This is a genomic window from Streptomyces sp. NPDC091387 (genome assembly GCF_044756945.1).
Lineage (GTDB): Bacteria > Actinomycetota > Actinomycetes > Streptomycetales > Streptomycetaceae > Streptomyces.
Genome location: NZ_JBIVTZ010000002.1, coordinates 446,901 through 463,950, shown reverse-complemented (window position 1 = coordinate 463,950; position 17,050 = coordinate 446,901). Strand labels below are relative to the sequence as shown.

Genomic DNA, 17,050 nt, shown 5'->3' with positions numbered 1-17,050 from the left:
GGCCCGGGGGCGGCCTCCCGTACCGGCGTACGACACAGGGCCGCCCCCGCGGCACCGAAGTGGCGGGGGCGGCCCTGTGGACGGCTGCCAGGGGGTTACGACTAGTCGTTGTTGCCCGGGGCCGGCGTCGTCTTCTGGATCTGGAGCAGGAACTCCGCGTTGGACTGGGTCTTCTTCATCCGGTCCAGGAGGAGCTCGATCGCCTGCTGCTGGTCCAGTGCGTGGAGCACCCGGCGCAGCTTCCAGACAATCGCCAACTCGTCGCTGCCGAGCAGGATTTCTTCCTTACGGGTGCTGGACGCGTCGACGTCCACCGCCGGGAAGATGCGCTTGTCGGAGAGCTTGCGGTCGAGCTTGAGCTCCATGTTGCCGGTGCCCTTGAACTCCTCGAAGATCACCTCGTCCATGCGCGAGCCGGTCTCGACGAGCGCGGTGGCCAGGATGGTCAGCGAGCCGCCGTCCTCGATGTTCCGCGCGGCACCGAAGAAGCGCTTCGGCGGGTACAGCGCGGTCGAGTCGACACCACCGGACAGGATGCGGCCGGAGGCGGGGGCCGCGAGGTTGTACGCGCGGCCCAGGCGGGTGATCGAGTCCAGCAGGACGACCACGTCGTGACCCAGCTCGACGAGACGCTTGGCACGCTCGATGGCCAGCTCGGCGACCGTGGTGTGGTCCTCGGCGGGACGGTCGAAGGTCGAGGAGATGACCTCGCCCTTCACCGACCGCTGCATGTCGGTGACCTCTTCCGGACGCTCGTCGACCAGGACGACCATCAGGTGGCACTCGGGGCTGTTGACCGTGATCGCGTTGGCGATCGCCTGAAGGATCATGGTCTTACCGGTCTTCGGCGGGGCCACGATCAGGCCTCGCTGGCCCTTGCCGATGGGGGCGACCATGTCGATGATCCGGGTGGTCAGGATGTTGGAGTCGGTCTCCAGACGGAGCCGGTCCTGCGGGTACAGCGGGGTCAGCTTCTGGAACTCGGGCCGGCCGCGGCCGGACTCCATGCCGTTGACCGTGTCGAGGCGGACCAGCGCGTTGAACTTCTCGCGGCGCTCGCCGTCCTTGGGCTGGCGCACCGCACCGGTGACGTGGTCACCCTTGCGCAGGCCGCTCTTGCGGACCTGGGCGAGCGACACGTACACGTCGTTCGGGCCCGGCAGGTAGCCGGAGGTCCGGATGAACGCGTAGTTGTCGAGGATGTCCAGGATGCCCGCGACGGGGATCAGGACGTCGTCGTCGGTGACCGGCGGTGCGTCGCTCGCGAAGTCGTCGCGGCCACGGCGGCCACGGCGGTCGCGGTAGCGGCCACGACGGCCACGGCGGCCACCCTCGTCGTCGAAGTCGTCCTGCGGTCCGCCGCCGCCCTGCTGACCCTGACCCTGGCCCTGGTTCTGGCCCTGGTTCTGTCCCTGCCCCTGGCTCTGGCCCTGGCGCTGCTGGCGCTGGCCGCCCTGGCCACCGCCCTGCTCGTCGCCGCCCTTGCCGCGGCGGTCGCGCTGGCGCTCACGACGGTCACCGCGGTCGCCGCGGTCACCACGCTCGCCGCGCTGGCCACGCTCCTGGCGCTCGCCCCGGCGGCCCTCCGCGTTGTCCGCGGCGGCCTCGGCCTTGGCCTCGGAGCGGTCCTCAGCGGGCGCCTCGCGCTTCGGCTCGTCCTGCGTGCGGTCCTTGGCCTGGGCCTTGGGCTCCGCCTTGGTCTCCGGGCTGCCCGCCTGAGCGGTCGCGCGGCGACGACGGCGCTCGCCCGCGGGCGGCTCGTCGCTGGCCGGCTGTCCGGGGATGTCGATCTGCTGCTGGGCCGCGGCCTTGTCGGCGGGAGCGGCGGCGGCCGGGGTCTCGTCCCCGGCGCCGGTGCGCGCCTTGGAGGTGGCCCGGCGCTTCGGCTTGGTCTCGGCCTCGTCGGCGGGGGCCGCGGCGGTGGCCTTGGCCTTGGGCGCGGAGGAGCCGCCGGCCTGGGCCTCCTTGATGACCTCGATCAGCTGGCTCTTGCGCATCCGCGCAGTGCCCTTGATGCCGAGGCCGGACGCGACCTGCTGCAGCTCGGCCAGGACCATGCCGTCAAGGCCGGTGCCGGAGCGGCGGCGCCGTGCGGTGGTGCCAGTGGCAGCACCTTCGGCGGGCGCGGCGCTGTCGACGCTCTTGTCGGCAGTCACGCCCATCAGATCGGTGGTGTCGCTCACGAAGGGTCCTTCCCTGGAGCGGACGTCGGCCTTCTGGCTCGGCGACCGGTTGTGCTGTCCGACAGCGGTCTTCGGTGGTGCGGACCGTGCCGGGGCGGTGGTCCGCCGGGTAGGTACGGCGGAGAGATGAACGTGTGCATGGGCCCGGCGCGAGCATCCCCCTGCTCGGCCCACTCCTGGACGAGCGAGAGGGTGTCGTGCCGGTTCCGGAGCGTGCTCGAAACTGCTCAGGCAGGCTGCTCAGGCAGTTGGGGAGGCTCCCGGAAGAAATGGTGGTCCCGGAAAGGGACACGAAGCAACGCGCCTCATAGACGTCGATTGCAGACTTGAGGTTAACACTACCGGCTCCAACAACATTCCCCCTCTCACGCACCGGCAATCACTTCTCGCTACGGGGCGAGCGGCAGCACACTCGCACCCTGGGCGTCGAGAGTCAGCCGGTTGGCCGCCCAGCCCTCGCCCGCCAGCCGTGCGACCTTGTCGGCCGCACCGTCCTCGGCCAGTGCCAGCACGGTCGGCCCGGCACCGGAGATGACCGCGGGGACGCCGTCCGCGCGCAGTCGGTTCACGAGTTCCACGCTCTGCGGCATCGCCGGGGAGCGGTATTCCTGGTGCAGCCGGTCCTCGGTGGCGGTGAGCAGCAGCTCGGGACGCCTGGTCAGGGCCTCGACGAGGAGGGCGGCACGGCCCGCGTTGAAGGCGGCGTCGACATGCGGGACCGAACGCGGCAGCAGTCCGCGGGCGGTCTCGGTGAGCACCGGGTTGCCGGGCACGAAAACCACCGGAACGATGGAATCCGCGGGGTCCATCCTGATGGCGCGGGCCGATCCGCCGTCCATCCAGGCGAGCGTGAACCCGCCGAGGAGACACGCCGCGACGTTGTCCGGGTGACCCTCGATCTCGGTGGCGAGTTCCAGCAGGGCCGCGTCGTCGAGCCGGGCGTCACCGCCGGTCGTCACGGCGCGGGCGGCGACGATGCCGGCGCAGATGGCGGCGGAGGAGGAGCCGAGGCCGCGTCCGTGCGGGATGCGGTTGGCGCAGACGATCTCCAGGCCGCGGGGCTGTCCGCCGAGCAGGTCGAAGGCGGTGCGCAGGGACCGTACGAGCAGGTGGTTCTCGTCGCGGGGCAGCGTGTCCGCGCCCTCACCGGCAATGTCGATGTGCAGTCCGGCGTCGGCGACGCGGACGACGACGTCGTCGTACAGCCCCAGCGACAGGCCGAGGGCGTCGAAGCCCGGACCGAGGTTGGCGCTGGTTGCGGGGACGCGCACCCGTACGGCGGCGGCTCGGAAGGCGGGACCGGCCATCGCTCTGACGACTCTCCTTGTGAGGCGGCGGGGAAATTCGAAGTGCCGCGGGATATTGGGGTCTCCGTGCGGCTCTTCGGGTTCTTCTGGGCTTCTTCCGGGCTTTTCGGGGTCTGCGGGGGCTTTCGTGGATTCTTCGGGGCGATTGCGGCGGCGGGTATTGCGTGAGTCCGGGATGGGACCGGCGGCCGCAACGGCCTGCGCACCCCGGTCATATGCGGCGGGGTGGGTTGGGTACAGCTTATCGAAGGAAGGTTCTGTGGCGACATAGGGCGCACAGGAGGCGCACGATGCGTGTCGCACGCTGCCGGTGCGCTCTCCGTCCCGAAAAGGGCCGTTGAGCCGCCTTCCTGACGAATCCGCCGCCGCGCCGCCGTGCGGCGCGGCGGCGGGTACTACGCGAGGCCCAGCTTCTCGGCGGCGGCGACCGCGTCGACCGGGACCGTGACCGGCTGGGGGGCACCGGCGACGGCCCAGTCCGGGTCCTTCAGGCCGTTCCCGGTGACCGTGCAGACGATCCGCTGCCCCCGGTCGACCTTGCCCTCTTCGGCGGCCTTGAGCAGGCCGGCGACTGACGCGGCCGAGGCGGGCTCCACGAAGACGCCCTCCTGGGAGGCCAACAGCCGGTACGCGGCAAGGATCTGCCGGTCCGTCACCTCGTCGATGAAGCCACCCGACTCGTCCCGCGCGTTGAGCGCGAACTGCCAGGAGGCCGGGTTGCCGATCCGGATGGCGGTGGCGATGGTCGACGGGTCCTTGACGATCTCGCCGCGCACGATGGGCGCGGAGCCGGAGGCCTGGAAGCCCCACATCCGCGGCTTGTGCGTGGACATGCCGTCCGCGGCGTACTCTGTGTAGCCCTTCCAGTACGCGGTGATGTTGCCCGCGTTGCCGACCGGGAGGACGTGGATGTCCGGGGCGTCGCCGAGCGCGTCGACGATCTCGAAGGCCGCGGTCTTCTGACCCTCGATGCGGACCGGGTTCACCGAATTGACCAGCGCCACGGGGTAGTTGTCCGAGAGCGAGCGGGCCAGCGTCAGGCAGTCGTCGAAGTTGCCGTCGACCTGGAGGATCTTGGCGCCGTGCACGAGCGCCTGGCCCATCTTGCCGAGCGCGATCTTGCCCTGCGGCACGAGGACGGCGCAGACCATTCCGGCGCGGACCGCGTAGGCGGCGGCGGAGGCGGAGGTATTGCCGGTGGAGGCGCAGATGACGGCCTGCGCGCCCTCCTCCTTGGCCCGGGTGATCGCCATCGTCATGCCGCGGTCCTTGAAGGACCCGGTGGGGTTGGCGCCCTCGACCTTGAGGTGCACCTCGCAGCCCGTGCGCTCGGAGAGGACCTGAGCGGGGACGAGCGGCGTGCCGCCCTCACGGAGCGTGACGACCGGTGTCGTGCTCGTGACCGGGAGACGGTCCCGGTACTCCTCGATGATGCCGCGCCACTGGTGGGTGCCCTTGGTGGTCATGGGTCCTTACTCCCCTTCAACACGCATGATGCTGGCGACACCACGTACGGTGTCGAGCTTGCGCAGCGCCTCGACGGTCCCGGAGAGGGCGGCGTCGGACGCGCGGTGGGTGACGACGACGAGCGAAGCCTCGCCGCTCTTGCCCACCCGTCGCCCGCCGCCACCCTGCTCGATACCGACTTCGTCGCCGCTGCCTGAATTTCGGCCTTTCTGGCGGACCGTATCGATGGATACGCCCTGTTCGGCGAAGACCGTCGCGACCTGGGCGAGTACGCCAGGCTTGTCGGCCACGTCGAGACTGATGTGGTACCGCGTGACGACGTCGCCCATGGGGCTGACCGGCAGACGCGTGTACGCGGACTCACCGGGGCCGGGGGCCTCGTTGAGCTTGTTGCGGCAGACCGCGACGAGGTCGCCGAGGACCGCGGACGCGGTCGGCGCGCCACCGGCGCCGGGGCCGTAGAACATCAGCTGCCCGGCGGCCTCGGCCTCGACGAACACCGCGTTGTACGCCTCGCGGACCGAGGCCAGCGGGTGGCTGAGCGGGATCATCGCGGGGTGCACGCGGGCCGTGACCGAGCGCCCGTCGGCGGCGCGCTCGCAGATGGCGAGGAGCTTGACGGTGCAGCCCATGCGGCGGGCGGAGGCGATGTCGGCGGCGGTGACCTCGGTGATGCCCTCGCGGTGCACGTCACCGATCCTCACCCGGGTGTGGAAGGCGATTCCGGCGAGGATCGCGGCCTTGGCGGCGGCGTCGAACCCCTCGACGTCGGCGGTCGGGTCGGCCTCGGCGTATCCGAGGGCGGTGGCCTCGTCGAGCGCCTCGGAGTACCCGGCGCCGCTCGTGTCCATCTTGTCGAGGATGAAGTTCGTGGTGCCGTTGACGATGCCCAGCACCCGGTTGACCTTGTCGCCGGCGAGGGACTCGCGCAGCGGGCGGACGAGCGGGATGGCGCCGGCCACGGCGGCCTCGTAGTAGAGGTCCCGGCCGTGCTGCTCGGCGGCGGCGTGCAGGGCCGCGCCGTCCTCTGCGAGCAGCGCCTTGTTGGCGGAGACGACGCTCGCACCGTGCTCGAAGGCGGTGGTGATGAGCGTGCGGGCGGGCTCGATGCCACCGATGACCTCGATGACGACGTCGATGTCACCCCGTTTGACCAGGGCGGTGGCGTCGGTGGTGATCAGCGCGGGGTCGATGCCCTCGCGCACCTTGGAGGGCCGGCGCACGGCGACACCGGCGAGCTCCACCGGCGCGCCGATGCGCGCGGCGAGGTCGTCGGCGTGCGTCGTCATGATGCGGGCCACCTCTGAGCCGACCACTCCACAGCCCAGCAGCGCCACCTTCAGCGGACGCGTACGCATCATCCGACCTCGTTTCCTTTACATCTGATGTATGGACCAGTCTCACTCACCGGACGGGCGTTCCCCGCCACCCGTCCGGATCCTGAGATGTTTACGGGGAACCCGGGGGGTGTCCCGGGAAATACGGCATCAGCCGACATCGAGACGCAGGAGATCTTCCTCCGTCTCGCGCCGGACGATGACCCGCGCCCGCCCGTCGCGCACGGCGACGACGGGCGGGCGCAGGGCGTGGTTGTAGTTGCTCGCCATGGAACGGCAGTACGCGCCGGTGGCGGGGACCGCGATCAGGTCGCCGGGGGCCAGGTCGGAGGGGAGGAAGGCGTCCTTGACCACGATGTCGCCGCTCTCGCAGTGCTTTCCGACGACCCGGACGAGCATCGGCTCGGCGTCGGAGGTGCGCGAGACGAGCGCGACGCTGTACTCGGCGTCGTACAGCGCGGTGCGGATGTTGTCCGACATGCCGCCGTCGACGCTGACGTAGGTGCGCAGCCCCTCCAGGGGCTTGATGGTGCCGACCTCGTAGAGCGTGAAGGCGGTCGGGCCGACGATGGCGCGGCCCGGCTCCACGGAGATCCGCGGGGTGGCGAGCCCGGCGGACTCGCACTCACGGGTCACGATGTCGCCGAGCGCCTTGGCGATCTCGTACGGCTCGCGCGGGTCGTCTTCCGAGGTGTACGCGATGCCGAGGCCGCCGCCGAGGTCGATCTCGGGCAGCTCGACGCCGTGCTCGTCGCGCACCTCGGCCAGGAGCTGCACCACGCGCCGCGCGGAGACCTCGAAGCCGGCCATGTCGAAGATCTGCGAGCCGATGTGCGAGTGGATGCCGATCAGTTCGAGCCCGTCGAGGGTCAGCGCCCGCCGGACGGCCTCCGCGGCCTGTCCCCCGGCCAGCGCGATGCCGAACTTCTGGTCCTCGTGCGCGGTGGCGATGAACTCGTGGGTGTGTGCCTCGACGCCCACGGTGACCCGGATCTGCACGGGCTGGCGCCGGCCGAGCCGCTGTGCGATGTGCGCGACCCGGGCGATCTCCTGGAAGGAGTCGAGGACGATCCGCCCGACGCCCGCCGTGACGGCCCGCTCGATCTCGTCGACCGTCTTGTTGTTGCCGTGGAAGGCGATGCGCTCGGCGGGCATCCCGGCGTCCAGGGCGGTGGTCAGCTCGCCGCCGGAGCAGACGTCCAGGTTGAGCCCCTCCTCCTGGAGCCAGCGCACGATCGCACGGGAGAGGAAGGCCTTGCCGGCGTAGAAGACGTCGGCGCCGGGGCCGAAGGCGTCGGACCAGGCGCGGCAGCGGGCCCGGAAGTCGGCTTCGTCGAGGAAGTAGGCCGGGGTGCCGAATTCCTCGGCCAGCCGGGCGACTTCGATCCCGCCGACGGTGAGGGCGCCGTGTTCGTCCCGGGTGACGGTGCGGGACCAGACCTTCTCGTCGAGGACGTTGAGGTCCTCGGCCGGGGCGGAGTAGTGGCCCTCGGTCATGACGTCGGCGTGGCGGGGACCGGCGGGGTGTGCGGATCGGCTCATCGTGTTGCTCTGCTCTCTCGGGTCTCTCAGAGGTAAGGGGGCGCGCTGATGCCGAGCAGGGTCAGGCCGCCTGCCAGCACCGTCCCGGCGGCCTCGGCAAGGGCGAGCCGGGTGCGGTGGGCGGCCGAGGGTTTCTCGTCCCCGACGGGGAGCGGCGACGCGGTGTCGTGGAAGTCGAAGAACGCCTGCGCGACCGTTTCGAGGTGGCGGGCGAGCCGGTCGGGTGCGCGGTGGTGCGCGGCGGCGGCGAGGACGGCGGGGTGGTCGGCGATGACGGCGAGCAGCGCGGACGCCGCGGGCTCCTCGAAGGCCTCCGCGGAAACCTCGTCCCGGGCGGCGGTGAACCCGAGCCGCTCCGCGCCGCGGGTGAGCGCGTGGGTGCGGGAGTGGGCGTAGCGGACCAGGAAGAGGGGGTTGCCCGCGCCCTGGACGAGGAGCTCGTCGCCGAGCGGGGCGCGGTCGTGACCGGCCGGCCGGAGCAGTCCCCAGCGGGTGGCGTCGGGCCCGAGCCGTTCGAGCAGCTCGCCGGCGCGGGCGCCGGCCGGGACCGGCCGTATCTCCGTGAGGGGTACGGGGGGCCGTCCGTGGGCGTCGACGGTGATCCCCAGCCGTGCCCAGTCCGGGTCGGAGGCCTCGTCGCAGCTGATGCGCACGGGCGCGCCCTGCGCGCGCACGAGCCGGCGCACCGCGTCGGCGGTGACCGCGGCCCGGACCTCGCGGGCGTGGCTGAATTGCAGGGGCGCCCCGGCGAGCGCGTCGCCGTGTCCGTAGCGCAGCCCCTGCTCCCGCACCCGGTGCAGGAGGGCGCGGTGCGCGGCGGCGTCGGCGCAGGCGTCGAGCGTGAAGTTCAGGAAGCCGGGTCCGGTGACCTCGACCCGCCCGATGCCGGGCGCACCGGCCAGCCGCTCCCGCAGGATCTCGGCCACCTCCCGCGCGGGCCGCGCGGCGGGTCCGGCGAGCTGGAGGGCGACGGCGCTGGCGTAGTCGCCGCGTCCGCCGGGCCGGGTCCTCTCCACTCGCACGCGCGCGGGCACGGGCGCGCGCAAGGCGTCCTCGTCGACCGCGCGGCGCACGGCGCGCAGCACGGTCGTGGAGAGATCGGCGGGGGTCACGGGACAAGCGTATGGGAGGGAGGGGGGCCTTCCGCGAACCGGTTTCGCCATCCGGTCAACCGGCGGCGCTCTCCGCCCGCCCGGCGCCCTGCCTGCCGTCGAGCACCGGCGGCCGGCCGCGCTCCATCAACTGCCGTACGACCCTCACCAGCTCGCTCGGCTCGAAGGGCTTGGCGAGGAAGGCGTCAACTCCCGCCGCGACCCCGTTGTCCACCTCGTACGGCGTGCAGGCGCTGATGATCGCCACGGGCAGATGCCGGGTCCGCGGATCGGAACGCAGTCTGGTGGCCGTCTGCAGACCGTCCAGCCGGGGCATGACGACATCGAGCGTGATCACATCGGGGCAGACCCGATGCACCAGATCCAGACACTCGACACCATCGGCCGCGGTCACGACCTCGAAGCCCTCCAGCTCGAGATTGACCCTGATCAACTGCCGGATGACCTTGTTGTCGTCGACAACAAGCACGCGGCCGCAAGCCACTGACACCCTTCGAGAGTAGGCGGGGCGGAGGGGCTGCGTCCGGGTTTTGCCCACTTCCGTCCCCGGACTGATGGCGGCGAAGGTTGGCCGGATGTGTGTGCGACCTGCCCGGCGGCGCCAGGGGCGCCCGGCGGGGGCGCGGAAATACCTGTTCACGGGCACCGGGCGGAAGCTGGTAGTGTTTCACCCGTCGCAGAGCAACACAGCGATACGCCCCCGTAGCTCAGGGGATAGAGCATCGGCCTCCGGAGCCGGGAGCGCAGGTTCGAATCCTGCCGGGGGCACCTTGCAAAAGGTGCCGAATAGACCCTCTGATCAGCGGAAACGTTGAGCGGGGGGTCTTTTTCACGTCCCTGCTGATGACCGCGGGACAAGCGGTTGCGCAGCTGGTGCGACCTGGCCGGCATCGCCAACGCCGCACCACCCGCCCTCAGGCGGCCGCCCCCGCGTACTCCTCCGCGAGGAAGCGGATCGTCTGGTCGACGAAGACCCGCATCTCGCGGGACAGGTTCTTGCCGCGCCGCCACGCGATCTGGGTGTGCACCTCGAACGGGATGCTCCAGGGGAGGCTGACCAGCGTGCCCGCCTCCAGGGCGTCCGCCACGGTGGCTGTCGGGAGCAGGCTGACGCCGAGGCCCGCGGTGACGCCGCGCTTGATGGACTCGGTCGTGCCGAACTCCAGGAAGGGCAGCGGCTCCCCCGTGCCGTCGTTGAGCTCGGCCTCGAAGAGTTCCCGGTAGGCGCAGCCCGCCTCCGCGGAGATGACCTGGGTCTGGCGCAGGGCGTCGGTGGTGATCTTCTCGGCCCGGGTCAGGGGGTGGTCCGGGGCGGCGACCACCGTGAGGGGTTCCGAGCCGAGTACCTCCGTCTGGACGCCGGGGTGCTGGGTCTCGGCCTCCATCAGGAAGCCCATGTCGAACATGCCCTGGCGCAGCGCGTGGCAGGTCTCGGCGCACAGGCTGGGTCGCAGCACGATCTGGAGGGAGGGGTAGCGGTGGTGGAAGAACTCCAGGAGCGGGGGCATCCGGTAGGAGGTGATGCTCTCCATCGAGCCGACCGTGAGGACGCCGGAGGGCTCCTCCGACGCCCGCGTCGCGCCGCGCGCCTCTCCGGCGAGGGTGACCATCTGCTCGGCGTACGGCAGGAGGCGCTGGCCGGCCTCGGTGAGCTGTATACGGCCGCCGAGGCGGTCGAAGAGATCCACTCCGAGCGACAGCTCCAGGGACTTGATCTGAGCGGTGACGCTGGACTGCGCGTACTTCAATTCGGATGCGGCCCTAGTGAAGCTGAGCAGCGTCGCCACCTTGTGGAACGTGACCAACTGTCGGATGTCCATAGCCCCTCCTGGGTTCGGCTGACGCCGTACTCAATACTGCTTTCCCAGGAAATCAAGCCGGGCGGGGAGAGGCCAGGACATGGGACTGTCTGATCCAGGACAGCGGTCGTCATGATTCGGACACGTCGATGCCGACGAATGCGGGAAGATCCAGCTGATCGTCGGGGATCAATCCCTGACGGCCGATCAGAAGACCGGCCTGGAAACGACTGGTCGCGCCAATTTCTTCCATGATTGCGGAAATATGACGGCGGCAGGTCCGTGTGGCCATACCCAGACGACGGGCGATCACTTCGTCCTTCACCCCCATGGCCATGAGGCGGAGAATTGACATCCGAAGATCCTCGGCGACCTGTTGGTATTCAATGGTCCGCCCCACGTCGAAGGGCTGGCTTCCCTGCCATACGGACTCGAATGAGCGGCACAGGTAGGCGACGAGCGTGGGATCGGAGACAATGGCCGCACCGGGGGGTTCTTTTCCCGTCCGCTCCTTGGGTATGAACGCCAGTTTGCGATCGTAGATGATGAGTCGCTCGGCGAGTTCCTCCGCCGTGCGGACCTCCGCGCCCTCCTGGCAGATCTGCCGCACATAGGTGCGCGTAGCCAGGCTGGAGCGGGCAGTGTGCTGGTAGAGCGTGCGGATGCGGATGCCGCGCCGGCGCATCTCCAGCGTCTGCATCAGGTCCTGTTCCAGCATTTCGGCGCTGCGGCCACCGCCCGGCTGGAGGCTGATCCGCTCTTCGGTGCAGCGCCGGCGCGCGAGGTCGATCTCGCGGCGCACCTCTTCGAAGTCGTCCAGTACCCGGATCGGCGGCAGATCGTCGGTGGCCGCCCGGTCGTGGGAGCGGTAGACCTCCGCCAGGACCCTCAACTGCCGGTGAATACCGGCGATCTGCTGTCTTCGCTGGGCGATCGAGACCTCCAGCGGCGTCACGAGTTCGGCCTCTGCCACGTCGGGATTGAGCGGCACCATCGTGGTCCCGGACCCCGTCGGGCCGAGGAGTCGCAGCTCCTGCAGGGTTTCCCGGGCCTGCGCGACCAGTTCGGCGTCCACCTCCAGACCGGCCGCGATCTCCTTGTCGTCGAAGACCCCCACGCGCAGCGCCCACGCATAGGCGTCCACGGCCACACCGTCCAGCAGCAAACGCTCCCCCACTGACCCTCCCCCGCCGCATTCGGCCCGTCCGCCTGTCCACTAGCTGCCGGTCCATCCTAGGACAGTTCGTGGCACTCGAAGTGGATCTCCATAAATGGCACGGTTCTCTTGCGGCCAGAAAATACATCAGCCAAGCAGCGCAGGGGGATACGCAATGATGAACACCCGTCATTCACTTGTCCGGAACATCGCGGCAACCACTCTGGCCTTCGGAGTTCTCTACTCCGCCGTGGCCTCGGCAGCGGTGACTTCCAGCCACGAAACCGTGCAGATAAACACGGTGGCCGATGACAAATGGGACACCGTACCGGCCCATCCCGGTTCATCGTTCAACAGAGAAATCTCTTGATCTCATTCGCGTATACCCCAGAAGGGCACATCATGACATCAAATCGTCCCTCGGTCCCGACCGGTGCTCCGAACGCGGTTTCCGACACTCTGCACTGGCCGTGAAAAGAGCGGAATCAATGTCTCCGCTCTCCCCGTCAGTAGTGGACACGGCGGTCTCCGGGGGTCACCCGGTAGCGTATGTTCCACAGGCTCCGGCGCACGTAGGCGCGTTGCAGCCAGCGGTCCCGGCCGTCGTGCCGGGCCACGAACTCCGAGCGTGCGTGCACGCCTTTGCGGTTGTTGACCAGGAGCGCCTGGCCGGGTTCGAGGCACACGGTGTGCGCCGTCGCCCGGCACGCGTCCTGTAGCTCCCCGAACGCCGTCGCGGCCCCCCGTGTGAGCGGGTGTACGCCGTTGGCCGAAATCGCGATCTCCGGGTAGTCCACCGCACCACTGATGACCGGCACGGGATCGGACAGTACCTGTCCTCCGCCCGCGGCACTACGGGTATAGCTCCCCGGCGCGTTGAGCCGGAAGAGCGGACTGCGCAGCGTCTCCACCGCGCCGTCCGTGAGCTGCCCGCAGATGTCGCGGGCGTCCGCGTAGTGCGTGGCGGCCGCTCCCGAGCGGTCGCCCCGCAGGCAGTTGAGCACCAGGAAGTCCGGGTTGGCGATGTCGTAGCGGCCGGTGGAGTCATAGGTGATGTCGCTGTGGAAGTTGAGGAAGACCGCTGATCCCTGATTGGTCTGGGTCCGCTCGCCCCCGGGCACCGGGACGACGTCGTGGACGAGCCGGCCGTTCTTCTCGGTGAGGACTCCGATGGGCTCACCGAGCAGCCCGGCCAGACCCAGCAGGACGCCCTCGGCGACGAAGCCCCGCTTGTCACGTGCGGGCCCGCCGTCCACCGGGGTGAGCGGCAGGGTGTCCTCGACCGGGAGATTGCTCACGAGGGTGGCCCCCGGAGTGTCGATGTGCCGGCCGAAGTCCATTATCCGCTGGAGCTGTTCGAGGGGCAGCCCCGCGAAGATCCGGTGGTACCGGGTCATGGACCGGTCGATGTCGGCGGCCGGGTCCGGCAGTACCGACAGCGCGGTGCCGATCGCGTCGCGCACCGCGTCCGGCAGCACCAGCCGCGCGAAGGTCGGCGCCGCGTCCCGGTCCACGGACCGCAGGGTTTCGGTGGTCACTCGGTCACACTCCTACGAGACGGGATTCGGGTCCGCGGGCGGCAGTCGGGAAGTCCATCCAGTCATGGAGCCGTTGCGCGAGGTGCAGCGCGTCCTCCCCGCTCTCCGCGAGGTGCGCGGTGACCTTGCTGCCCCGCACCTCGGCGACCGGCACCCCCAGGTAGCGGCCCGGCTCGACGCCGTACGCGCGCTGGACGGCCTCCAGGTCCACATAGCCGCCGACCACCGCGACCCGCGGCCCGCCGTTCTGGCGCACCGTGGCGATCCCCGCCAGGTGAAAGGCGTGGTGCGCGGCGTCGGCCAGGGCGTCATCGGCGTAACCCAGCACCACGGAGCGCTGGTTGAAGACGACCGCGGACATCTGGTCGCCGCCGGTCCCGATCCTGGTGCCCACGGTGTACGGGGCCCTGTTGTAGCGCAGCACGATCTCGATGCGGTGGCGCAGGGCGAGTTGCACGGCCCGGCGGTGCAGCACCCGCGCACCGTGCAGGGACATCAGGGCCGCCATGTTGTACGAGACGTGCGGCAGCAGCCGCGCCCCGGTGACCAGGTGCGGGTCGGAGGTGTAGATGCCGTCGACGTCCGAGTGGATCTCGCAGGTGTCGCTGCGGACCGCGGCGGCGACCGCGAGCGCGGACAGGTCAGAGCTGTTCTTGCCCAGCCAGGTCGGCCGCCCCTGGGCGTCCGCCGCCTGGCCGCCGGGCACCACGACGATCTCGTGGCTCTCCAGCGCCTTGAGCAGCGGGGCGGGATCCGTGCCGGTCACCCGGGCCCAGAGGAAGGAGGAGTTGGTGGTCAGTCCGATCTGGTGGCCCGCCAGCACCGTCGCGCTGCGGCCCGTCCGGTGCAGGGCGGTGGCCAGCAGATGGGCGCTGAGCAGGTCCGCGGTGGTGAGCAGGCCGGCCGTGGTGGGGTCCTCGGGGTGCGGGTTGACCGTGTGCAGGCGCTCGCGCAACCCCTCCGTCTCCCCCTGCATCGCGCTGACCACCACGACCAGCGAGCGGCCCTCGGCCCTGATCCGGGCGTCGAGGCCGGCCGCGAGGTCCCCGTACGCGGCGGGGGAACGGAACGTGGAGCCGCCGAACTTCAGCACGGAGACCGGGGCGTTCGCTCTCGTCCGGATGTTCATCGGGTGCCTCCTGACATGAAGCCGTGCCGCAGGACGTACTCGGCGATCTGGACGGCGTTCAGGGCGGCGCCCACCCGCAGGTTGTCCGAGACCACCCACATCCAGAAGCCGCGTGGATTGTGCGGGGCCACCCGGACCCGGCCGACGTGCACATGGTCGGGGTTGCCCGCGGTGAGCGGGGTGGGGAAGGCCGCCCGGTCCTCCGCGTCGTGCACGGTGACCTCGGGCAGTGCGCTCAGCAGCGTGATCAGTTCCTCGCGGGCCACCGGCGAACCCGCCTCGACCCAGACGGACTCGGCGTGGCAGTTGACGACCGGGACGCGCACACAGGTGGCGGTCAGGTCCAGGTGCGGGATCCCGAGGATCTTGCGGGACTCCTGGAGCATCTTCTGCTCCTCCAGGGTGAACCCGCTGTCCAGGAGTTCGTCGATGAAGGGGACGACGTTGAAGGCGAGGGCGGGCCGGAAGCTCTCCGCCGGGAGTTCGGCGTCCGGGTCGCGCAGCGCGACCTCGCTGCCTTCGAGGAGTTCCTCGATGCCGCGGTGGCCCTTGCCGGAGGCGGACTGGTAGGTGCTGGTGACCACCTGCCGGATGCCCCACCGGCGCTCGACCGTCTGGAGCAGCCGCGCCAGCGGGATGGTCGAGCAGTTGGGGTTGGCGATCAGGCCGTTGACCGGACGGGTCTCCAGAACCTCCCCGTTGACCTGCGGTACGACGAGCGGGGTCTTGGGGTCCATCCGGAAGGCGTTGGTGTTGTCGATCACCAGGGCGCCCTGGGCGGCCGCGGTTCCCGCCCACTCCTGGCTGACCGGGGTGCCGGCCGAGAAGAAGGCGATGTCGGCCCGGCCGAAGTCGAACTCCTCCAGGGCCTGGACCGCGTAGGAGAGGCCGTCGACCGCGAGCCGCCGGCCCGCGCTGCGGGTCGAGGCGACGAGGTGGATCTCGCGGTAGGCCAGCGCCCGCTCCTCGATCAGTTCGATGAGGGTGCTGCCCACCGCTCCTGTCGCACCGACGACTGCGATGCGTGGGGCGGTGGGGTCGGTGACGAGCGTCATCAGGGTTCTCCGATCCGGAGGGGCACGGTTGCGGGTGCGTGAACCGGTCCTGCCGGGTGGTCCCTCGGCAGGATGCGACGGGGGTGTCCGTCGCCGGGTACGCGGGGCGGTCTCCACCGACGGGCCGGCGGGTGCCGGGCGGGGCGCGGCGGCGTCATCGGCGCACGTCCTCGTGGCCCGGGGCCGGGGCCGCGGTGGTGGATACGGCATCGGTGGTCATGTGCCTCGCGGCTCCTTCCTCTGTCGGGTGTCGGTCAGTTCAGGGGGACGGCGTAGTGGAGACCGCCACGGGTCCAGAGTTCGTTCGCACCGCGCGGCACATCGAGGCCGGAGGCGGCGCCGAGGTTGCGTGCGTAGACGTCCGCGTAGGTGCCGACGGCTGCCAGCACCCTGGCCGCCCAGCCCTCGTCCACCCCGGCGGACGGGCCGTGCCGCCCCGCCAGTTCCGCCGCGGTCCGCCGGTCCGATCCCGACGCCTCCAGGTGTTCCGCGGAGATCAGCAGGTGGAGCACCCAGCGCACCAGCCGGAACCAGTGCGGATCGGCGTCCCGGACGGCGGCCGCCATGGGCTCGCGGGAGATCGAGGCCGGCAGGATGCGGTGCGCCCGCGGGTCCGGCAGTCCGGCCCGGATCCCGGCGAGCGCGGTGCGGTCCAGCACGTACGCGGCGCACTCGCCGGCGGTGTACGCGGCCACGGCCTCGGCCGGGTCCGCGAAGCCGGCCGGTTCGACGCTCAGGCCCCGGGCGCCGTACCAGGCCGCCAGGTTGGCCGGGGTGGTGCTGCCGGTGTGGACGGCCAGGCGCCGCCCCGCCAGATCCGCCGGGTCCTCGACGCGGTCGGCGGTGCGGACGAGGAAGCCCTCACCGTCGTAACAGGTGATCCCGGCGAAGAGCACGGGGTGGGCGGCCTCCCGTCCCATGGTCCAGGTCAGGTTGCTCACCGTCAGGTCGGCCCGGTCCGCGGCCAGTACGGCGAGGCGCTCTGCGGCGGGCACCGGGCACCAGTCGACCGCCTCCGGATCGTGGAGCGCCGCGGCGGCCACCGCGCGGGCGATGTCGGCGTCCAGTCCGGTCCAGCGGCCGTCGGCGGTGCGCAGGGAGAGCCCCCGGATGCCCTGGGAGACGGCGGCGCGTACGGCCCCACGGGACCGTACGGCTGTCAGGGTGGGGTGTGCCGCGGTGGTCATGAGACTCCGGCCGGCAGGGAACGTGTCCGCTGCTCACGGTCGGAGTGCCGCTCGGCGCGGCGGGAATCGATGATCACCGTGCTGGGCGCCGGACCGCCCGGGTTCCACGGGTGCGCGTCGGAGGATACGCCGGAGACGCTGACGTGCCTCCCGGCGGCGGCGATTCCATTCATGGATTTCCTCGGTAGAAATGTGGTGTGGGGCAGGAGAAATCATCCGTGGCGCATCACCGAGTGGT

Annotated in this window: 14 protein-coding genes and 1 tRNA gene; 2 read left to right on the top strand and 13 right to left on the bottom strand. The window is 70.8% G+C overall.

Annotated elements, in window-relative coordinates; translation table 11 throughout:
- Positions 1-101: 101 nt before the first annotated feature.
- The 7 genes from rho to ACIQM0_RS06305 all read right to left on the bottom strand — a co-directional run bounded on the left by rho (position 102) and on the right by ACIQM0_RS06305 (position 9,438).
- Positions 102-2,183, bottom strand: coding sequence for a transcription termination factor Rho (rho, locus tag ACIQM0_RS06335; RefSeq protein WP_401283989.1), 2,082 nt, complete (start codon positions 2,181-2,183; stop codon positions 102-104).
- 389 nt (positions 2,184-2,572) lie between these two features.
- Positions 2,573-3,490: a homoserine kinase gene (gene thrB / locus ACIQM0_RS06330; RefSeq protein WP_363028741.1), complete on the bottom strand. Its 918-nt coding sequence runs from the start codon at positions 3,488-3,490 to the stop codon at positions 2,573-2,575.
- Between the two features lie 395 nt (positions 3,491-3,885).
- Complete coding sequence (gene thrC / locus ACIQM0_RS06325; protein ID WP_363028739.1) at positions 3,886-4,956, bottom strand: threonine synthase; 1,071 nt, start codon at positions 4,954-4,956, stop codon at positions 3,886-3,888.
- A 6-nt stretch (positions 4,957-4,962) separates the two neighbouring features.
- Positions 4,963-6,318 carry a homoserine dehydrogenase gene (locus ACIQM0_RS06320; RefSeq protein ID WP_401283987.1) on the bottom strand — a complete coding sequence of 452 codons (1,356 nt, stop codon included), beginning with the start codon at positions 6,316-6,318 and terminating at the stop codon, positions 4,963-4,965.
- A 126-nt stretch (positions 6,319-6,444) separates the two neighbouring features.
- Complete coding sequence (lysA, locus tag ACIQM0_RS06315; RefSeq protein ID WP_401283985.1) at positions 6,445-7,836, bottom strand: diaminopimelate decarboxylase; 1,392 nt, start codon at positions 7,834-7,836, stop codon at positions 6,445-6,447.
- Positions 7,837-7,862: 26 nt separating this feature from the next.
- A complete protein-coding gene (gene nrtL, locus ACIQM0_RS06310; RefSeq protein ID WP_401283983.1) occupies positions 7,863-8,948 on the bottom strand; it encodes an ArgS-related anticodon-binding protein NrtL in 1,086 nt (361 codons plus the stop codon).
- A 55-nt stretch (positions 8,949-9,003) separates the two neighbouring features.
- A complete protein-coding gene (locus ACIQM0_RS06305; protein WP_401283981.1) occupies positions 9,004-9,438 on the bottom strand; it encodes a response regulator in 435 nt (144 codons plus the stop codon).
- Between the two features lie 206 nt (positions 9,439-9,644).
- On the opposite strand from ACIQM0_RS06305, the gene ACIQM0_RS06300 reads away from it, so the two are divergent.
- A tRNA-Arg gene (locus tag ACIQM0_RS06300) sits at positions 9,645-9,716 on the top strand.
- 146 nt (positions 9,717-9,862) lie between these two features.
- On the opposite strand, the gene ACIQM0_RS06295 is transcribed toward ACIQM0_RS06300, so the two are convergent.
- Together ACIQM0_RS06295 and ACIQM0_RS06290 are read right to left on the bottom strand one after the other, a co-directional pair.
- The gene (locus ACIQM0_RS06295; RefSeq protein ID WP_401283979.1) at positions 9,863-10,768 is read right to left on the bottom strand and encodes a LysR family transcriptional regulator; all 906 of its coding nucleotides are present in this window, start codon (positions 10,766-10,768) and stop codon (positions 9,863-9,865) included.
- 109 nt (positions 10,769-10,877) lie between these two features.
- Positions 10,878-11,891, bottom strand: a complete 1,014-nt coding sequence (locus ACIQM0_RS06290; RefSeq protein ID WP_401283975.1) for a LuxR C-terminal-related transcriptional regulator — start codon at positions 11,889-11,891, stop codon at positions 10,878-10,880.
- Positions 11,892-12,078: 187 nt separating this feature from the next.
- Here ACIQM0_RS06290 and ACIQM0_RS06285 point away from each other — a divergent pair, with 187 nt between their 5' ends.
- Complete coding sequence (locus ACIQM0_RS06285; protein WP_401283973.1) at positions 12,079-12,273, top strand: hypothetical protein; 195 nt, start codon at positions 12,079-12,081, stop codon at positions 12,271-12,273.
- Positions 12,274-12,409: 136 nt separating this feature from the next.
- Here ACIQM0_RS06285 and ACIQM0_RS06280 read toward each other — a convergent pair whose 3' ends face one another.
- From ACIQM0_RS06280 to ACIQM0_RS06265, 4 genes are all read right to left on the bottom strand, one after another.
- On the bottom strand, positions 12,410-13,441 hold the full coding sequence (locus ACIQM0_RS06280) for an oxygenase (RefSeq protein WP_401283971.1): 1,032 nt from the start codon (positions 13,439-13,441) through the stop codon (positions 12,410-12,412).
- 4 nt (positions 13,442-13,445) lie between these two features.
- Positions 13,446-14,570: an aspartate kinase gene (locus ACIQM0_RS06275; protein ID WP_385033054.1), complete on the bottom strand. Its 1,125-nt coding sequence runs from the start codon at positions 14,568-14,570 to the stop codon at positions 13,446-13,448.
- Positions 14,567-15,625: an aspartate-semialdehyde dehydrogenase gene (locus ACIQM0_RS06270; RefSeq protein WP_401283969.1), complete on the bottom strand. Its 1,059-nt coding sequence runs from the start codon at positions 15,623-15,625 to the stop codon at positions 14,567-14,569. Before ACIQM0_RS06270 ends, ACIQM0_RS06275 begins: the two co-directional genes overlap by 4 nt.
- Positions 15,626-15,879: 254 nt before the next feature.
- The gene (locus tag ACIQM0_RS06265) at positions 15,880-16,812 is read right to left on the bottom strand and encodes a transporter substrate-binding domain-containing protein (RefSeq protein WP_401283967.1); all 933 of its coding nucleotides are present in this window, start codon (positions 16,810-16,812) and stop codon (positions 15,880-15,882) included.
- Between the last annotated feature and the right edge of the window lie 238 nt (positions 16,813-17,050).

Bases quoted from the DNA above. Each gene is read 5' to 3' on its own strand.
- lysA (WP_401283985.1), bottom strand. From the start codon at position 7,836: ATGAGCCGATCCGCACACCCCGCCGGTCCCCGCCACGCCGACGTCATG.
- thrB (WP_363028741.1), bottom strand. From the start codon at position 3,490: ATGGCCGGTCCCGCCTTCCGAGCCGCCGCCGTACGGGTGCGCGTCCCC.
- ACIQM0_RS06285 (WP_401283973.1), top strand. From the start codon at position 12,079: ATGATGAACACCCGTCATTCACTTGTCCGGAACATCGCGGCAACCACT.
- thrC (WP_363028739.1), bottom strand. From the start codon at position 4,956: ATGACCACCAAGGGCACCCACCAGTGGCGCGGCATCATCGAGGAGTAC.
- ACIQM0_RS06320 (WP_401283987.1), bottom strand. From the start codon at position 6,318: ATGATGCGTACGCGTCCGCTGAAGGTGGCGCTGCTGGGCTGTGGAGTG.
- ACIQM0_RS06275 (WP_385033054.1), bottom strand. From the start codon at position 14,570: ATGAACATCCGGACGAGAGCGAACGCCCCGGTCTCCGTGCTGAAGTTC.
- ACIQM0_RS06265 (WP_401283967.1), bottom strand. From the start codon at position 16,812: ATGACCACCGCGGCACACCCCACCCTGACAGCCGTACGGTCCCGTGGG.
- ACIQM0_RS06270 (WP_401283969.1), bottom strand. From the start codon at position 15,625: ATGACGCTCGTCACCGACCCCACCGCCCCACGCATCGCAGTCGTCGGT.
- ACIQM0_RS06295 (WP_401283979.1), bottom strand. From the start codon at position 10,768: ATGGACATCCGACAGTTGGTCACGTTCCACAAGGTGGCGACGCTGCTC.